14 protein-coding genes are annotated in these 15955 nt (G+C 69.0%); 5 read left to right on the top strand and 9 right to left on the bottom strand.

From position 1 onward, the window contains the following. Nucleotides 1–146: 146 nt before the first annotated feature. Nucleotides 147–1469: an aspartyl protease family protein gene (locus tag ACWEPL_RS26455; protein WP_452437754.1), complete on the bottom strand. Its 1323-nt coding sequence runs from the start codon at nt 1467–1469 to the stop codon at nt 147–149. Between the two features lie 301 nt (nt 1470–1770). Here ACWEPL_RS26455 and ACWEPL_RS26450 point away from each other — a divergent pair, with 301 nt between their 5' ends. After that, nucleotides 1771–2019, top strand: coding sequence for an MFS transporter (locus ACWEPL_RS26450; RefSeq protein WP_452437796.1), 249 nt, complete (start codon nt 1771–1773; stop codon nt 2017–2019). A 13-nt stretch (nt 2020–2032) separates the two neighbouring features. On the opposite strand, the gene ACWEPL_RS26445 is transcribed toward ACWEPL_RS26450, so the two are convergent. Together ACWEPL_RS26445 and ACWEPL_RS26440 are read right to left on the bottom strand one after the other, a co-directional pair. Beyond that, a complete protein-coding gene (locus ACWEPL_RS26445) occupies nt 2033–3973 on the bottom strand; it encodes a WD40 repeat domain-containing serine/threonine protein kinase (RefSeq protein WP_452437753.1) in 1941 nt (646 codons plus the stop codon). Between the two features lie 12 nt (nt 3974–3985). After that, nucleotides 3986–6058 (bottom strand): WD40 repeat domain-containing serine/threonine protein kinase, encoded by a 2073-nt coding sequence (locus ACWEPL_RS26440; RefSeq protein WP_452437752.1) that lies wholly within the window; start codon nt 6056–6058, stop codon nt 3986–3988. Between the two features lie 156 nt (nt 6059–6214). On the opposite strand from ACWEPL_RS26440, the gene ACWEPL_RS26435 reads away from it, so the two are divergent. Further along, nucleotides 6215–6412 (top strand): hypothetical protein, encoded by a 198-nt coding sequence (locus tag ACWEPL_RS26435; protein WP_452437751.1) that lies wholly within the window; start codon nt 6215–6217, stop codon nt 6410–6412. 158 nt (nt 6413–6570) lie between these two features. Beyond that, on the top strand, nt 6571–7182 hold the full coding sequence (locus tag ACWEPL_RS26430) for a hypothetical protein (RefSeq protein WP_452437750.1): 612 nt from the start codon (nt 6571–6573) through the stop codon (nt 7180–7182). Between the two features lie 172 nt (nt 7183–7354). On the opposite strand, the gene ACWEPL_RS26425 is transcribed toward ACWEPL_RS26430, so the two are convergent. From ACWEPL_RS26425 to ACWEPL_RS26415, 3 genes are all read right to left on the bottom strand, one after another. Continuing rightward, a complete protein-coding gene (locus ACWEPL_RS26425) occupies nt 7355–8851 on the bottom strand; it encodes a M28 family metallopeptidase (RefSeq protein WP_452437749.1) in 1497 nt (498 codons plus the stop codon). Between the two features lie 271 nt (nt 8852–9122). Next, complete coding sequence (locus tag ACWEPL_RS26420) at nt 9123–10622, bottom strand: M28 family metallopeptidase (RefSeq protein WP_452437748.1); 1500 nt, start codon at nt 10620–10622, stop codon at nt 9123–9125. Nucleotides 10623–10775: 153 nt separating this feature from the next. Beyond that, the gene (locus tag ACWEPL_RS26415; protein WP_350733134.1) at nt 10776–11723 is read right to left on the bottom strand and encodes a DNA polymerase domain-containing protein; all 948 of its coding nucleotides are present in this window, start codon (nt 11721–11723) and stop codon (nt 10776–10778) included. 50 nt (nt 11724–11773) lie between these two features. Here ACWEPL_RS26415 and ACWEPL_RS26410 point away from each other — a divergent pair, with 50 nt between their 5' ends. Further along, complete coding sequence (locus ACWEPL_RS26410) at nt 11774–12370, top strand: histidine phosphatase family protein (protein ID WP_350733136.1); 597 nt, start codon at nt 11774–11776, stop codon at nt 12368–12370. Here ACWEPL_RS26410 and ACWEPL_RS26405 read toward each other — a convergent pair. Then, on the bottom strand, nt 12333–12968 hold the full coding sequence (locus ACWEPL_RS26405; RefSeq protein ID WP_364258989.1) for a maleylpyruvate isomerase family mycothiol-dependent enzyme: 636 nt from the start codon (nt 12966–12968) through the stop codon (nt 12333–12335). The genes ACWEPL_RS26410 and ACWEPL_RS26405 overlap by 38 nt on opposite strands. Nucleotides 12969–13030: 62 nt before the next feature. On the opposite strand from ACWEPL_RS26405, the gene ACWEPL_RS26400 reads away from it, so the two are divergent. Next, the gene (locus ACWEPL_RS26400; RefSeq protein WP_452437747.1) at nt 13031–13456 is read left to right on the top strand and encodes a MarR family winged helix-turn-helix transcriptional regulator; all 426 of its coding nucleotides are present in this window, start codon (nt 13031–13033) and stop codon (nt 13454–13456) included. Here ACWEPL_RS26400 and ACWEPL_RS26395 read toward each other — a convergent pair. After that, nucleotides 13453–15570, bottom strand: a complete 2118-nt coding sequence (locus ACWEPL_RS26395; protein ID WP_452437746.1) for a carbon starvation CstA family protein — start codon at nt 15568–15570, stop codon at nt 13453–13455. The two genes, ACWEPL_RS26400 and ACWEPL_RS26395, sit on opposite strands and share 4 nt — an antisense overlap. After that, nucleotides 15567–15920, bottom strand: coding sequence for a hypothetical protein (locus ACWEPL_RS26390; RefSeq protein ID WP_452437745.1), 354 nt, complete (start codon nt 15918–15920; stop codon nt 15567–15569). The genes ACWEPL_RS26395 and ACWEPL_RS26390 overlap by 4 nt, the downstream gene beginning before the upstream one ends. Nucleotides 15921–15955 lie beyond the last annotated feature (35 nt).

Here is a 15955-nt window from a genome sequence, read left to right as displayed (position 1 = left end):
CGGCTTGCCGCCGGGCTCCGGCCGCGCTTGGCTACGGCGGCGCCCGGGGGACACTACCCGGTACGGCACCGGGCGAGGGGGTGAAGGCGTCCGGTTCGCCCTTACCCCGTCGCCCGTAGGAGCCGGCAGCTCCACGTAGCTCCTGATCAGGTGGCCTTGCCGCGGGCGATGTAGAGGTTCATGCCGGTGAAGTCGACGGTGATGTTATAGGGCTTCCAGAAGCAGTGGGAAAACCAGCCCATCGAGTCGAACCCTGTCCCATAGGGCCAGGGCACGTTGATTTGCGAGTTGGGGTTCGTGTAGCAGTAGACCTCCTTGGCGACGGCGTCGCCGAGGCGGATCTCCTTCGGGTAGCAGGGGTAGACGACGGCCGGGTGGCTGCTGCCAAAAGTCCCGATCTCGCGGTCGTAGTCCCTGCGGATTCCCAACTGCTCGGCCGTTTTTCCCCGCAGGCCCGCCACGATCTCGCTGGTTCCGCCCAAGTTGACGCCCACCACCCCTGTACGGGAGCCGGCGGTGCCGGCGAAGCTGCCCGTGCTGTGCAGGTATTGCTCACGGGCCAGCCATATGGGAAGGGGCTGTGCGCCCGCCGATCTGGCGGCGGCGCGTGCCTTCCTGGCCGTTTCGGGGGTGCGGCGGCGCAGGATCAGTTGCCGGCCCGCATAGTCGAAGGTGGTCAGCAAGTGGTAGAAGACCCACGTGCCGATCAGGCCGTCGCTGTCAGTTCCGACATCCTCGCCCGACTCCGTCGACGACCAGCCCACCGGGACGTTGCGCAGTTCGATGCCACCCAGCTTGAAGGAGTCCAGTATCCCGTAGTACGCCCATATGATGCCGTTCTCGTACTCGACCTTCTGACTGGCAACGGGACTCAGCCCGGCCTCCTTGGCCACCGACGCCCGCATGCTCAGATTCGGGGCGCCGGTGTAGAACGTGAAGCGCTTCGTCGGTCCGCCGTTGACCGAGGCCTCCACCAGCGGAATCGGGTCCATCTGCTTGATTTCCAGCCGCGCGATGTCGCCGTGGACCTGGTACGCCTCACCACTGACCGCCGCGAACCACTTGGCGTAGCCCTCCTCACCGGCCGCCTTCCAGTGCGGTGCGGACAGGCCGAACTTGTCCTGCCGGATGTAGCAGTCGCCCAGGAGCCCGTTGGTTTCCTTGTCGTCGGGCGCCAACTGGAGGGCCATCTTGAGGTATTTCTCGGCGTCGGGGAACCGGTTGGACAGCAGCCCGACATAGCCGCGCCGGCGGGCCGCGTGCAGGTTCTTGGGGTCCTTTTTAAGGATCTCCTCGTACGCCCGGCCGGCCTGCTCGAACTTCCCGGCCTTGAACAGCGCGTCGGCGTCACCGCTGTCGGCCAGCGCCGTGGCCGCCTCGCCCATCAGCGGCGCGGCCGCGGCGGCACCGGCCAGCACAGCGGCGCCCTGAAACAGCGAACGCCGGTCCCATTTCCCGTCATGAGCCACGCCTTCTCCTTTTCGTGATCGCCTTCGTCGTAACGTTCTGTCCCGGCGGCTCCGGCCGGTTCGGCTCGCCCTGCTTGATGAGGGCGACGCCGTGGTGCCGGGGCCACCCGGGCCGTACGGCGTCGTCCCGATGCGGGCGGCCGGATCGCTTCGCAGCACGCTCCGTAACTCGCCCGCCGGTCAACCCCGTCCACTGTCGGCCGGCCGCGTCCCCGCCTCGTTCGCGCCGCGTCATGGTTGTGTCACAGTCGCGCCGGCGGCGGCCGCTGAGAAGCCGTGACATGCGGCGGACAACACGCGCATTCGCCGCCATCCCGGCCGCGCCACGGGTGTCCTGGGCGGCGTCTCCAGTCTCGCCACAGTCACCGGGCCGCTGCTCGGCGGTGTCCTCATCGACACCCTGGGCTGGCAGTGGATCTTCTACGTCAACGTCCTGGTCGGTATCCCGGCCCTGTCCGCCTTCCCGACCTGCTGGAACGTAGGTTCGCCGAGGATGTCCCTGACGAACCTGTCCAGATGTCCTGGGATCGCTGACCGGCCCGGCGCGTGATGCCGGGAGTCGCTCAACGGGCGGAGCTGATGTCCCAGAACTCGACGCCCGCACTGGTCAGGCTGATGAGGACGTTGCCGTCAGGGGTGATGGCGACTCGGTCGCCGTCGCGTGACACGACCTCCGTCTCGACGGGGGTCATGTCCGGCCCGATCTGCTCGAAGGTGCGGGTGTCCCAGAGCCGGACAGTTTTGCCGCCACTGGCCAGGATGGCGCCGTCCCGGCTGAAGGCGACCGGGCCCATTTTCGCTTCTTCGGGTACTTCTCGGGTGAGCCCGATCTGCGTGTAGGTCTTGGTGGAGTAGAAGCAGAGCTGCCTTTCTTGAAAGCTCATCATGACCATGGTCTGACCGTCTGGCGCGAGGGCTGAGGGGGAGCCGCTGTTCGAACAGGGAGTGATGGGGAACTGGCGACGGTGCTTGCGGCCCGTGGCGGCATCCCATACCTCAGGGCCGTCCGAGACGAAGAGCTTGCCGCCAGGGTCCAGAAATGTGATGGAGACTGCCAAGGGCTCGGTCTTGACCGGCGTTCCCACAGGTCGCCGCGACGCAACCGCCCACAGCTCGGTCCACGATCTCTCCGTGCTGGTGGCCGAGATCGTCTTGCCGTCGGGGCTGAAGGCGACTCCCAGGATCTCGCCACCGCTCATCAGCGCCGGTCCATCCGGCTTGCGGCCGACGGCGTCCCAGAGATGGAGTTGCCGGCCGCCGAGGCCATAGTTGAGAACGGCCAGCTTCTTGCCGTCGGGACTGTATACGAGCTCGTCCACGCGGTGCGCTCCGGAAATCTCTACCGTGTCACCCAGTTTCCGGCGCGTGGCGACGTCCCAGAACTCGACGCCGGTCCTGGTTCCCACCGCCAGGGTGGTCCCGTCTGGGCTGAGCGCCAGCCCAGACCCCCAGTCCGCTTCCGACTCCGACAGCCAGGCGAGTCTGGGAAACCTGTTCTGCACCGGGCTGGGCGGGGACTGGAGCCAGATGGTCAGGGCAGCGGAGATGCCGACGAGAGTCACGATGAGCCCCAAGGCGGGAAGCGTTCTCAGGGTTCGCGGTCCGCGTCGCTGGGGCACGCCGCTGGGCGGCGGTCCCGTGCCGGTTTTCGAGGAGCGGCCGAAGACGGGTTGCGGGGTTTCTTGGGCGGCCGCGAGGTGGGTGAGTTTGTCGCGGGTGGCCTGGGCGGTCAGCCGTACGGTGGGATCTTTGCACAGCAGGCCGTCCAGGACGGCCACAAGTGGTCCGGCGTGATGCGTGGGGTCCGGTCGCTCGGTGGCGATGGCGACGAAGACGGATCCGGGGGTGGTGCCGGAGAAGGGCGGATGGCCCTCCACGGCGGTGTAGAGGGTGGCGCCGAGGGACCACAGATCGGACTGCGCCGTGGCGGGACCACCGTGCACTTGCTCAGGGGACATGAAGGACGGGGTTCCGAGGAGGGCGCCGGACCTCGTCAGAGGAGCGTCGCCCTCCAGCGTGGAGATCCCGAAGTCGGTGAGGACGACACGATCACCTTCCAACAGGACGTTGGCCGGCTTGACGTCACGATGCACAATGCCTGTGGCGTGCGCGGCGATCAGCGCGTCCAGCATCTGCAGGCCGATCGCGGCCACCCTCTCCGCGGGCAGCCGTCCGTGCCGGCGGAGCAGGTCGTCGAGGGAAGAACCGTGGATGAGTTCCATGACGATCCATGGACGTCCGTCCTCCTCGATCACGCGGTCGTAGATCGTGACGATCCCGGGGTGCTTCAGTCTGGCGGCGGCCCTGGCCTCGCGCTCCATCCGGGCGTACCAGTTGCGGCGTTCCTCTTCCGGGATGTCGTCGGAGAGCCGCAGTTCCTTGATGGCGACGGCCCGGTCCAGTTCGGTGTCCCATGCCTGCCAGACCGTTCCCATGCCGCCCCGGCCGAGTGCTCCCTGGATCTGATACCGGTCCGCCAGGAGGTGCACAGGCCCCACGCTCACCGAGACTCCTTTTCACTGATAAGCACGGCGGATGTCCCAGACTTCAAGAGCACCGTCGCCGGCGGTGACGAGGGACCTGCCGTCCGGGGACACAGCGGCGCTTCTCCAGGGGCCGAAGCCCGCAATCACCGCCTTCCCGGTAAGGGGTGGGCCGACCTGCCGGCCCGTTTTCACATCCCAGATCCGTACGGTAGAGCCTGCGCTGATCAGGAGCCTGCCGTCCGGGCTGAAGCTGAGGGATGCAATGACCTCCTCGTACGGGGGTGAAGCGGTGATCTTGATGGGGTTTGAGATCTTCTTCCGCGAGTCGACCGAGAAGAGCTTGATCTCGTCGTCATCCATGGTGGCGGCCAAGATCTTGCCGTTGGGGCTGACCACGGCCAGATCGCACAGACGTACCGTCAGGGGTATGAACGGCCGGCCGGACTTCCGTCGTGTCTTGATGTTCCAGACGGTCAGGTCGTTGTCGGTTGCGAGAAGTTTTCCGGCCTGGTCGAGGAAGACGACCGGGCCGGCGGCGTTGTTGGGGAAGGAGGCGCCTAACTGGCGCTGGGTGGTGAGATTCCAGAGCCGGGTTTCATCTTCGTGAGAGGTCGCCAACGCCTGGCCGTCCGGGCTGAAGGTCAGCGAGCCGATGGTGTCGCGCGGCCGGCCGAAGGGCTTGCCGATCTGCTTGTGTGACCGCACGTCCCACAACCTGACCTGGTCGAAGGCGCGGACGTCATCACCTCCACGTCCGTCGTCGGTCGCGGCCAGGAGCCGCCCGTCGGGGCTGAAGGCCATCTTGCCGCCGGCTCTCAGCGCCCCGCTGGGCTGGATGGGGGGCCCTGATCGTTGACGTGAAGCGAGATCCCAGAAGTCGATGCCGTCGTCGCCTCCCAGGGCAACGGTCTTCCCGTCCGGACTGAGCGCCAACCCGTAGCCGTAGTTCTCGATCGGCAGCCTGACCGTCCGGGGAAACCAGGTCTGCGTCGCGGGAGGCCCGGATTCGCTGGGGCCTCTCATCAGCCATACCGTCGCGCTGGTGGCGAGCGCGAGAACCACAGTCAGCGGGATGATCACTTTTCGGGACCGGACAAGGCGACGCGGCGGAGGATGTGGCCGCTCCATGATCGGCTTTTCGGCGACCGTGGGGGGTGGGGCGACGTTCGTCGATGGACCCGCTGCGGGCGCGATGCTGGAGGACGCGGGGCCGGAGGTGTCGACGAGAACAGCCGGTTCGCGGGCATCCACCGGCGAGACGGGCGCCGATCTGTGCGGTTCGGACGTGCCGGTCGGCAGCCTGAGCCGGTCACGAGCGGCTTCGGCGGTCAGGCGCTCGGCCGAGTTCTTGTGCAGCAGCCCGTCCAGGACCGCGGTGAGCGGCCCGGAGTGCTGTTGTGGAGCAGGGTCCTGAGTCGCGATGGCGACGAAGAGGGAACTGAGGGTACGGCCCGAGAACGGCGGACGACCCTCCACGGCGGTGTAGAGGGTGGCGCCGAGAGACCACAGGTCGGACGCGGGCGTCGCGGGAAGTCCGCACACTTGCTCGGGCGACATGAAGGTCGGAGTGCCGAGGACGGCGCCGGACATCGTGAGCTTGGTGTCGCCCTCGAGCGCGGCGATGCCGAAATCGGTGATGACGACACGCTCGCCCTCGAGGAGGATATTGGCAGGCTTGAGATCACGATGCACGACGCCTGCGGCATGCGCCGCGATCAAAGCGTCCAGGATCTTCACGCCGATGTCGGAGACCTGGCCGATAGGGAGCCGTCCTTCGCGCTGGAGCAGGTCTTCGAGCGAGCCCCCCTGGATCAGCTCCATGACGATCCATGGGCGTCCATCGTCACCCACGAGACGGTTGTACACCGTCACGATCCCAGGGTGCTTCAGTCTGGCGGCGGCCCTGGCCTCGCGCTCCATCCGTGCGTACAGGTTGCGCCGGTCCTGTTCGGAGATGTGCTCCGGAAGCCGCAACTCCTTGACCGCGACCGTACGCCCCAATTCCACATCCAGCGCCCGCCACACGGCACCCATGCCGCCCTTGCCGAGGGGGCCGAGAACGCGATACCGCCCCGCCGAGATCCGCTGAAGATCTTCGCCCACGGGCTCACCATAGCTGGGCACTTGAGACAAAGAATCCGAGTTGGTGGAACACGTGATGTTTTCGCCAGTCACGCCTCATGGTCAATGCCGTCCTCCAGGAGCGGCTGCCGCGCGCCAAAGACGTGCGGCATCGCATGCGTTGGAATCCTCAGCCCGATGGCTTCCCCACCGTGGCGGGTCGCGACCGAGGTGATCGGTCTGGATGCTTGTCGGCCGTGGGAGCAGGCGCACCGCCTGGTCCCGGCGGGCTACGTCCAGGTCGCCAACCCGGCCGACTTCGCGTCCGTCCAGGCCGGCGTCCGGCAGGGGCCGGACCTCGTGATGGACAAGATCTTCGAGTCGAAGACCGGGTAGAGCACTGGCTGCCCGTTTGGCTCCCAAAGATCAACAAGACTTTCTGTACCTCCCCTGACCAGTCGGGAAGACCGGACCCTCTCGGGTTGACCTTGACGCGACGTCAACGTGTCTAATCGGGATCGACCGGGCCCAGAGAGTCGAAAGTGAGGGGACCGATGGTCAGAGCCGCGCTGCGGATCGTGGTGTTCGAGCTGAAAGGCCTGCTGGCCATCGGGCAGTGGATCGTCCGGCGTCGTGATGGCGTGCCGGCGGGGGCGACCGTCGTGACGTACACGAAGGCGCAGACGTTCATGCTGTCGCTGATGCTGTTCGCGATGGCGGTCGAGACCGTGGTGGTCGATCTGCTGCTGGTCGCGCTCGACGTGCCGGCGTGGCTGCGGTTCGTGGTGCTGATCGCCGACGTGTACGGGCTGCTGTTCGGGGTCATGCTGGCCGCCGCCTGCGCCACCAGGCCGCATGTCATCACCTCTGGTGAGCTGCGCATCCGGTTCGGCGTGTACTTCGACGTGCGCGTGCCGGTCGAGCGGATCGCCGCCGTGCGGACGAGTCGCAACTACAACGAGAGCGGCATGGTCACCGTCAAGGACGGGCGGCTCGGCGTGGCGGTCTCCTCGCAGACGAACATGACGGTCGAGCTGAGCGAGCCGGTCGCCTTCGTGCGCCCGTTCGGCCGCCGGGGGGAGGCCACGTCGATCCGGTTCTTCGCCGATGAGCCGGAGAAGGTCGTGGCGGCGTTGCGTACTGGCCGGACCGCCGAGCGCGCCTGATCTGGGGGCGTTGCGTACTGGCCGGACCGCCGAGCGTGCCTGATCTGGGGATGCTGCGTACTCACAGGACCGCTGAGGCCGCCTGATTCGGGGGCGTCGCGGGCCGGGCCGTGGAGCCCGGCCCGCGAGGGAGCAAAGGGCCGGGCCGTAACGGGCCCGGCCCTCCGCGCGGTTAGCGGGTGATCTTGACGTCGTCCACGCCGGCCTCCACCAGGGAGGCGCCCGAGGCGTCGGCGGCGTCGATGAGGATGCGGACGGTCTGGCCCGCGAACGCGTTCAGGCTGGCCGTGGCCGTGGTCCAGGCGCCGTTGCGGTTGGACGCGGCGCCCGCCTGGTTCAGGACCGTCGTGGTGGTGGTGCCGACCACGCGGACGCGGAAGTAGTCGGCGCTGGAGGCGTTCGAGCCGTGCGCCAGGTACCACGAGAACGACAGGTTCAGCGGGCCCGTGGACGGGAGCGTGATCGGGGGCGACTGGATCGAGGTGATGCCGCCGTCGATGTCGAAGTCACCGGCGGCCGAGCCTGCCAGGCGGCCCGTGACCAGGTCGTTCGTGCCGCTGACCGTGGTGCCGAGCTGCTTGGCGCCGCTGGAGGTGGTGTCCTCGGGGTCGCCGCGCTCCCACTGGCCGGTGGTGGCGGTGTCGGTGCTCGACGGGTTGACCGTCCAGCCGTTGGCCGTCTCGAACGTGTCCTGCCAGACCACGGCGGGTGGTACGGCGGTGGCGATCGTCCACACCGAGTACGCGATCGCGTCGGCGTTCCGGTCGAGCGCGGTGTCGTTGATGTTGGAAGTGGTGTCGCACGAGCGGTGGTAGCAGGCGTCGAACGCCTGACCGGCGGTGCCGCCCCACAGCGTGGCCTGGGCCGAGCTCTTGATGCCCTCCGCGCCCGTGAACGTGCCGCCCGCCGGGATGCCGACCGCGATGAACGGGCCGTAGTCGGAGCGGCCGTCGAAGTCGGTGCCCCGGGTCGGCACGCCGATCGACGTGAAGTAGTCCTGGATGACCTTCTCCAGCTCCGCGGATCCGGCCGGGCCGGGACCGGAGCCGGTGCCGTCCGAGTTGTCGCCGTCGTACACGAAGTATCCGGGGTTCGGGGAGCCGACCATGTCGAAGTTCAGGTACCCCTTGATCCGCGCCCGGTCCGCGGCCGGCAGGTTGTTCACGTAGAACTGCGACCCGCGCAGCCCCAGCTCCTCCGCGCCCCACCAGGCGAAGCGCAGATGCTTGGCCGGCTGGAGCGCCTGGCGCGACACTTCGAGCGCGGTCTCCAGGATGGACGCGCTGCCCGAGCCGTTGTCGTTGATGCCGGGACCCGCGGTGACGCTGTCGAGGTGCGCGCCGACCATGAGGATGTCGTTGGGGTCCCCGCCGGGCCAGTCGGCGATGACGTTGTAGCTGGTGGCGCCGTTGTAGGTGAACGACTGGAGCGTGGTGGTGAAGCCGGCGGCGTCCAGCTGGCCGCGTACGTAGTTCGCGGAGGCCAGGTAACCCGGGCGGCCGTGTGCGCGGTTGCCGCCGTTGGCGGTGGCGATGGACTGGAGCTGGGTGAGGTGGGCCTTGACGTTGGTGAGGGAGATGTTCGGGGCTGCTGCGGCCTGCGCCGGCACGGCCGTCAGGGCGGTGATGGCCAGGGATAACGCTGTTGCCGCGACGATGATCGATCGCATTGCGGCGCCTCCATCCGAGGGTCGAGGGTGGAAGATCCCGAGATGGTGCTCGTTGGAACCGGTGGTGCCGTGGTGCCGTGGTGCGAAGGTTCGATGGTGCGGTGGTGCCGTGGTGCGAAGGTTCGATGGTGCGGTGGTGCCGTGGTGCGAAGGTTCGGTGGTGCGGTGGTGCCGTGGTGCGAAGGTTCGATGGTGCGGTGGTGCCAAAGTGCCGTGGTGCCTAGGTGGTGCCCGGGTGGGCAGGGGTGCTGCCCACCCCGGTGTGGAGCCGTCAGGCGGCCGTCTTGGCGGCCAGGGGCGCCGCCGCGGGGGCGGTTCGCGGCGGGATGGAGCGCAGGTTGAAGGCGAAGCGGGCGACGGAGTCCGCGATCGCGTCCAGGTCCACGTCCAGCGCGGTGTCGTTGATGTTGGCGGTCGTGTCGCACGCCTGGTGGTAGCAGGCGTCGTACGCGACCCCCGCCGTGCCACCGAACTTCGCCGCCTCCTCGGGCGTCTTGATGCCCTCGGCGCCCGTGAAGATCCCGCCCGCCGGGATGCCGACGTCGATGAACGGGCCGTAGTCGGAGCGCCCGTCGAAGTCGGTGCCGACGGTGGGCAGGTTGCGCGAGCCGTAGAAGGCCTCGAGCTGCTTCTCGATCCGGTCGGATCCGGGCGGCCCGGCCGGGGAGCCCTCGTTGTCGGAGTTGTCCCCGTCATACAGCTTGTACGCGTAGTTGGGCGAGGCCACCATGTCGAAGTTCAGGTAGACCCGGATCCGGTCGCGCTGCGTCTCCGACAGCGACGCGACGTACTGGTCGGACCCGAGCAGCCCGATCTCCTCACCCGCCCAGAAGCCGAAGCGGACCTTGTTCTTGACCGGGTAGAGCGCCATCTCCTCGGCGACCTCCAGGATGGAGGCGGAGCCCGAGCCGTTGTCGTTGATGCCGGGACCGGCGGGCACGCTGTCGAGGTGGGCGCCGACCATCACCACGTTGCGCGGGTCACCGAAGCGGGACTCCGCGATCACGTTGTCGTTGGTGCCGAGCACGAGGGTGGAGTCGACCTTGAGCCGTACGGTCGCCCCGGCCGTGGCCGCCAGCTCGTTGCCGACCGCGAAGTCGGCGAAGACCATCGGGACCCCGGCCCGCCACTCGCCGATGTCGAGCGGGAAGGCGTCGGTCCGGCCCGGCTGGCCCTCGTTGAACACGATGATCCCGGACGCCCCGGCGCGGCCCGCGTTGCGGATCTTCAGGGCGAAGGCACATGTGCCGCGCTGGATGAGCGCGATCCGCCCGGCCACGAACCCGGCGAAGTCGGACGCTTCGCAGCCGCTGGTCGAGGTGGGCGTCGGGGTCGGCGGCAGCGTCAGGTCCACGGCCTGGACCTGCGCGGTCACGTCACCGGCGGGGGAGGGCTCGAAGGAGAAGAAGTCGTCGTTAGGCACGTACGTCTTCGAGCCCGGCGCGGTGAGGTTGAGCGTGGGCGGGGAGTTCTCGGTCCAGCCCTCGACGAAGTTGATCGGCTGGAGCGTGACCTTGTATCCGGCCTTGCGTAGTTTGCCCGCCACGTAGTCGCGGGAGGCGTTGTAGCCGGGGGTGCCCGCGGCGCGGGTGCCGCCGTTGGCGTCGGCGATCGCCTGCAGAGCGTCGAGGTGCTTCTTGGCGTTCGGGCCCTTCACCTGCTTGACGAGCAACTTGGCGAAGAGGTCGTCAAGGCCGCCGGCGTTGGCCGGGGTGGTCAGAGCCAGTGGTAGGGCCAGTGCGGTGATCAGTGCGATGGCGATTCGACGCATAAGGGTTCCCCTGGTGGACGAATTCGATGATTCCCCCGAGCCGCCACGTGAACGTAACCCGGCGGAGGATCACTGAGAAGGCCCACTAGTGCGTCAATATCCGGACATATCCGGTTGGTTCACTCGGCCCGGCGGGCACGGGCTCGCCGAGGGTCACTCGGCGCGGCGGGCGCGGGCGCGCCGCTTGCCCTCGTGCATCGCCTGTACGCGGGCGACCGGGATCGTGTGCCCCTCCTCGACCAGGTCGGCGGGCAGCCGCTGCGGCTCGGGCATGGACTCGGCCCACGGGTCCGCGTCCTTGAGCAGCCCGGCCGCCGTGTGCACGGTGAAGTCGGCGGGCACCACCTGATCGAGCGACTCCCACGCCACGGGGAACGACACGGGCGTGCCGGGGCGTACGCGAGGGCTGTAGGCGGCCGCCACCGTGGCCCCGCCCGCCCTGGTCGAGTCGATGAACACCTTCCCTGCGCGGTCCTCGCGGATGAACGCCGTGGTGGCCAGCGCCGGGTCCACCCGCTCGGCCCGGGCCGCCAGCGCGCGCGTGGCCGCGGCCAGGTCCTCCACGCCCGTCCCCTCGGCCACGGGCACGAACACGTGCACGCCCTTCGCCCCGCTGGTCTTCACCGCGCCCGCCAGCCCGGCGTCGTCCAGGGCCTGGCGCACCAGGAAGGCCCCGCGCACGGCCAGCTCGAAGGCGTCGCTGCCGTCGGGCGGGTCGAGGTCGAGGATCATGTGGGTGGGATGGGAGCCCACGAACAGCCCGGGGTGGTACTCCACCGCCCGCTGGTTGGCGAACCAGAGCAGCGTCCTGCGGTCGTTGCACAACGCGTACGTCACCTGCCTGCGCGACGCCTCGGCCCACACGGAGACCGACTGCACCCATTCGGGGGCGTACTTGGGCAGGTTCTTCTGCATGAACGGCTCCTGCCCCGGCCGCACGCGGATGACCGAGAGCGCCCGGTCGCGCAGGACCGGGATGATCCGGTCGCCGACCGCGTCGAGGTAGTCGACCAGGTCGCGCTTGGTCGCGCCGGCCCCGTCGAACAGGGGCTGGTCGAGGTTGGTGAGCGCCACCCCGTCACGTGTCTCATCGCCGGCCACCCGCCCTACGATGCCCATGACGTGTGTCCGAGGTCAACAACTGGAGCCCGATGACTCGCTACCTCTACCTCACCCGCCACGGCGAGGCCACGCCGGACGAGACCGGCCTGACCGCGAACGGCCGCCGCCAGGCCGCGCTGCTCGGCGAGCGGCTGAAGGACGTCCCCCTCTCCGCCGTCCACCACGGCCCGCTCCCGAGGGCCGCCCAGACCGCGCGCCTGATCGCCGAGCACCTTCCCGGCGTGCCCGTGCGCGTCTCGGAGGCGGCCGGGGACTACCTCCCGTACGTGCCGGCGAAGGAGGAACTTCCCCCGGAGCACGCGGACCGGTTGCTCGGCTTCCTCGCCAACTTCCCGGCGGACGGCGGCGCGCGGCTCGTCCGCCAGGCCGAGGAGCTCTTCACAGGTCCGGTGGAGGAGACGCGCCACGAGCTCGTCGTCACACACAACTTCCTGATCGGCTGGCTCGTCCGCGCCGCCCTGGACGCCCCCGGCTGGCGCTGGCTCGGCCTCAACCACTGCAACGCCGCCCTGACCGTCATCCGGTACGCGTCCGACCGCCCGTCCTCCGTGCTCTTCTTCAACGACATGGCGCACCTGCCGCCCGAGCTCAGGTGGACCGGATTCCCGCCAGAGCTGCGCCTGTAGCTCCTCGCAGGCTGGGCAGCGCGGCCGGCCGCCCGCTGATCAGCAGGAGCAACGCCTGTACGGGCCCCTCGACCACGTCCCCTTCGCCCACCGACCAGTCCACGTCCGTGGCCACGAGCCGCAGCCCGCGCAGGCGGCGCTGCGGATGGAAGGGGAAGCCGCGCTCCCAGATGTGCACGGCGCAGGCGCGGGCCGCCTCCAGCGGCATGGCCCGGTCGAGGCCGAGCGGCACGGCGATGTCCTGGGCGTGGACCAGCACGTCGAAGAGCGGGTCGAGCGGCTTGGTCGTCGGCGCCCGGCGGTGCGAGGTGGCCGACTCGCGCACCTGCGCGACGAGCTCGCCGACCGGCAGCCTGGCGTGACGTACCGCCGTGTCGCGGACGAAACGATCGAAGCTCCCACGGGCCCGGACGAAGTCCACCAGCGCCCGCGGGACGTTCACGTTGGTGGCGAGCGCGAGGTGGGCTGCCACGTCGCGGACCCGCCAGCCCTCGCAGAGCGACGGCCGCTCCCAGTCGTCGGCGGGCAGCGAGCCGAGCAGGTCGGCCACGCCGCGCCGCTCGATCTCGAGGGCGGCCCAGATCTCTTCCTGGTTCATCGCACCCTCCCATTGCTAAGGTGGCCTTAATATAAGGCTTCCTGAGCGATTGGAGAAGGGGTTTGGCCGCCACACATCCACCGCACGTCATAGCCCTGCTGTACGAGGCGTACCTGCGCCTGCAGGACGTCGTGCTCGAGGTCGGCAGGACGTACGACGCCCGCATCCGGCCCGCGCACTCGGCGGTGTTCTTCCACATGGAGCACGACGGCATCCGGCTGAGCAGGCTCGCGGAGAAGGCGCAGATGACCCCGCAGGCGATGGGGGCGCTGGTCGACGACCTGGAGGAGCTGGGCTACCTGCGCCGGGTGCCCGACCCGGCCGACCGCCGCGCCAAGCTCATCGAGTTCACCGAGCGCGGCGACGAGGCGCTGAGGGTCGGCTACACCGCGATCGACGACGTCGAACGACGCCTCGCGGCCCTGCTCGGCGAGGACGGCCTCGCCGAGCTGAACACCACGCTGAGCCGCGTCATCGACGCGTTCTAGGGAGCCGCCTTGGCCATCGTCTCCCGCTCCTCGCGGGTGGGGATCAGCCCGGCGGGCGCGAGGATCTTCGACTCCTCGAACGGCGCCTCCGTGGTCGGCAGCGGCTCACGCGACCTGACCGCCTTCACCCACACGCGCAGCGCGTCGAGGATCACGATGATGATCAGGACCGCGAACAGCGCCGCCAGGATCCCGTCCACGGTGGAGTTGAGCACGACCTGCTCCATCGCGTCCCGGGTCTTGGCCGGCGCGAGCAGCTTCCCCTGGTCCAGCGCCGTCTGGTAACGGTCGCGCTGGGCGAAGAAGCCGAGCGTGGGGTCGGAGGAGAACACCTTCTGGTAGCTGGCCGTCAGCGTGACGGCCACGTCCCAGGCCAGCGGCACCCCCGTCACCCAGGCCCACTTCAGCCGGCCGCTCTTGATCAGCAACGTCGTGGCGACCGTGAGCGCCACCGCGGCGAGCAGCTGGTTGGCGATGCCGAAGAGCGGGAACAGCTGGTTGATGCCGCCCAGCGGGTCGTTGACGCCCACGTACAGGAAGTATCCCCAGGCCGCCACGACGACGGCGCTGGCCGCCACCAGCCCCGGCCACCAGCTCACCCTGGAGATGGGCTTCCACAGGTTGCCCAGCGTGTCCTGCAGCATGAACCGCCCCACCCGGGTGCCCGCGTCGACCGTCGTGAGGATGAACAGCGCCTCGAACATGATCGCGAAGTGGTACCAGAACGCCTGCAGCCCCGCCCCGCCGATGAGCCCGGAGAAGATCTGCGAGATCCCCACCGCCAGCGTGGGCGCGCCGCCCGTCCGGGCGATCAGGGTCTGCTCCTGTACGGCCGCCGCCGCGGCCTGCAACTGCTCCGGCGTGATCACGAAGCCCATGTCGGTGACCGCCTGCGAGGCGCTCTGCACGGTGGCCCCGACGACGCCGGCCGGGGAGTTCATCGCGAAGTAGAGGCCGGGGGTCAGCACGCAGGCCGCGGTGATGGCCATGACGGCCACGAACGACTCCATCAGCATGGAGCCGTACCCGATCATCCGGACCTGGGTCTCCTTCTGGATCATCTTGGGCGTCGTGCCGGATGAGATCAGCGAGTGGAACCCCGACAGCGCGCCGCACGCGATGATGATGAACACGAACGGGAACAGCGACCCGGCGAACACCGGGCCCTTGCCGCTGAACGCGAAGTCCGTGAAAGCCGTCGTCCTCAGTGTGGGCATCGTGACGGCGATCCCGATCGCGATCAGCACGATGGTGCCGATCTTCATGAAGGTCGAGAGATAGTCGCGCGGCGCGAGCAGCATCCAGACGGGCAACACCGCGGCGACGAACCCGTACGCGATGAGCCACAGCGCCAGCGCGGACGGGCTCAGCGTGAAGAACGGCGCCCAGCTCGACTCCTGCACCCAGCCGCCGGCCACGATCGACAGCAGCAGCAGCGCGACCCCGATCACGGTGGTCTCGACGACCCTGCCCGGCCTGAGCACCCGCAGGTAGAAGCCCATGAACAGGGCGATCGGGATGGTCATGGCGATGGAGAAGACGCCCCACGGCGACTTGGCCAGGGCGTTGACCACGACCAGGGCCAGCACGGCGAGCAGGATGATCATGATGGCGAAGACCGCGACGAGCGCCGCCACCCCGCCGATCGGCCCGATCTCCTCGCGGGCCATCTGGCCGAGGCTGCGGCCGTTGCGCCGCATGGAGAAGAACAGGATCACCATGTCCTGCACGGCCCCCGCGAAGATCACTCCCGCGACGATCCAGATGGTGCCGGGGAGGTAGCCCATCTGGGCCGCCAGCACGGGCCCCACCAGCGGCCCCGCCCCGGCGATGGCGGCGAAGTGGTGGCCGAACAGGATCCGGCGGTCGGTCGGCTGGTAGTCGATGCCGTTGTCGAGCCGCTCGGCCGGGGTGGCCCTGCGGTCGTCCGCGCCCAGCACCCTGCGGACGATGAAACGGGCATAGAACCGGTAGGCGATGGCGTACGAACCGAGCGCGGCGGCCAGCAGCCAGACCGCGTTGACGTTCTCCCCTCTGGACAGGGCCAGCACGGCCCACCCCACGGCCCCGACGAGCGCGACCGCCGTCCAGATGATGATGGAACGTAACTTCACCGGTTACCTCCCATATGTGAAGGGCCATACAGAGGTCGCCCCAGGCAGCAGCGCAGTCCGGCGTCCGGCGGCAGATCGGTCGTGAAACGCCGCCAGCGCCACAGCGGGCGGCAGTCGATCGTGACGGGGAGTTCGGCGAGATGCACCCAGGCGGTCGGATGGGCGTAGACCTTCCCGTCCTCGCCGCCGAGCCGGCGCGCTCGCCGTGGGAGCCGGGAGCGGGATAACGGCCGGACCGAGAACTCACCCGCGTCGGCGCAGCAGAGGCCGGTCACGTGCCAGTCGAAGAACACCACTTCGTCGTCGCGCAGTGCTTCACGGGCGGCCGGCGTGAGCGTGACACGGGGCATCTGTGGCTCCTGAAGACCAGGTAGCTCAGAAATTA

This window comes from Nonomuraea sp. NPDC004186, assembly GCF_053603495.1.
This window is presented reverse-complemented; position numbering and strand designations above follow the sequence as displayed.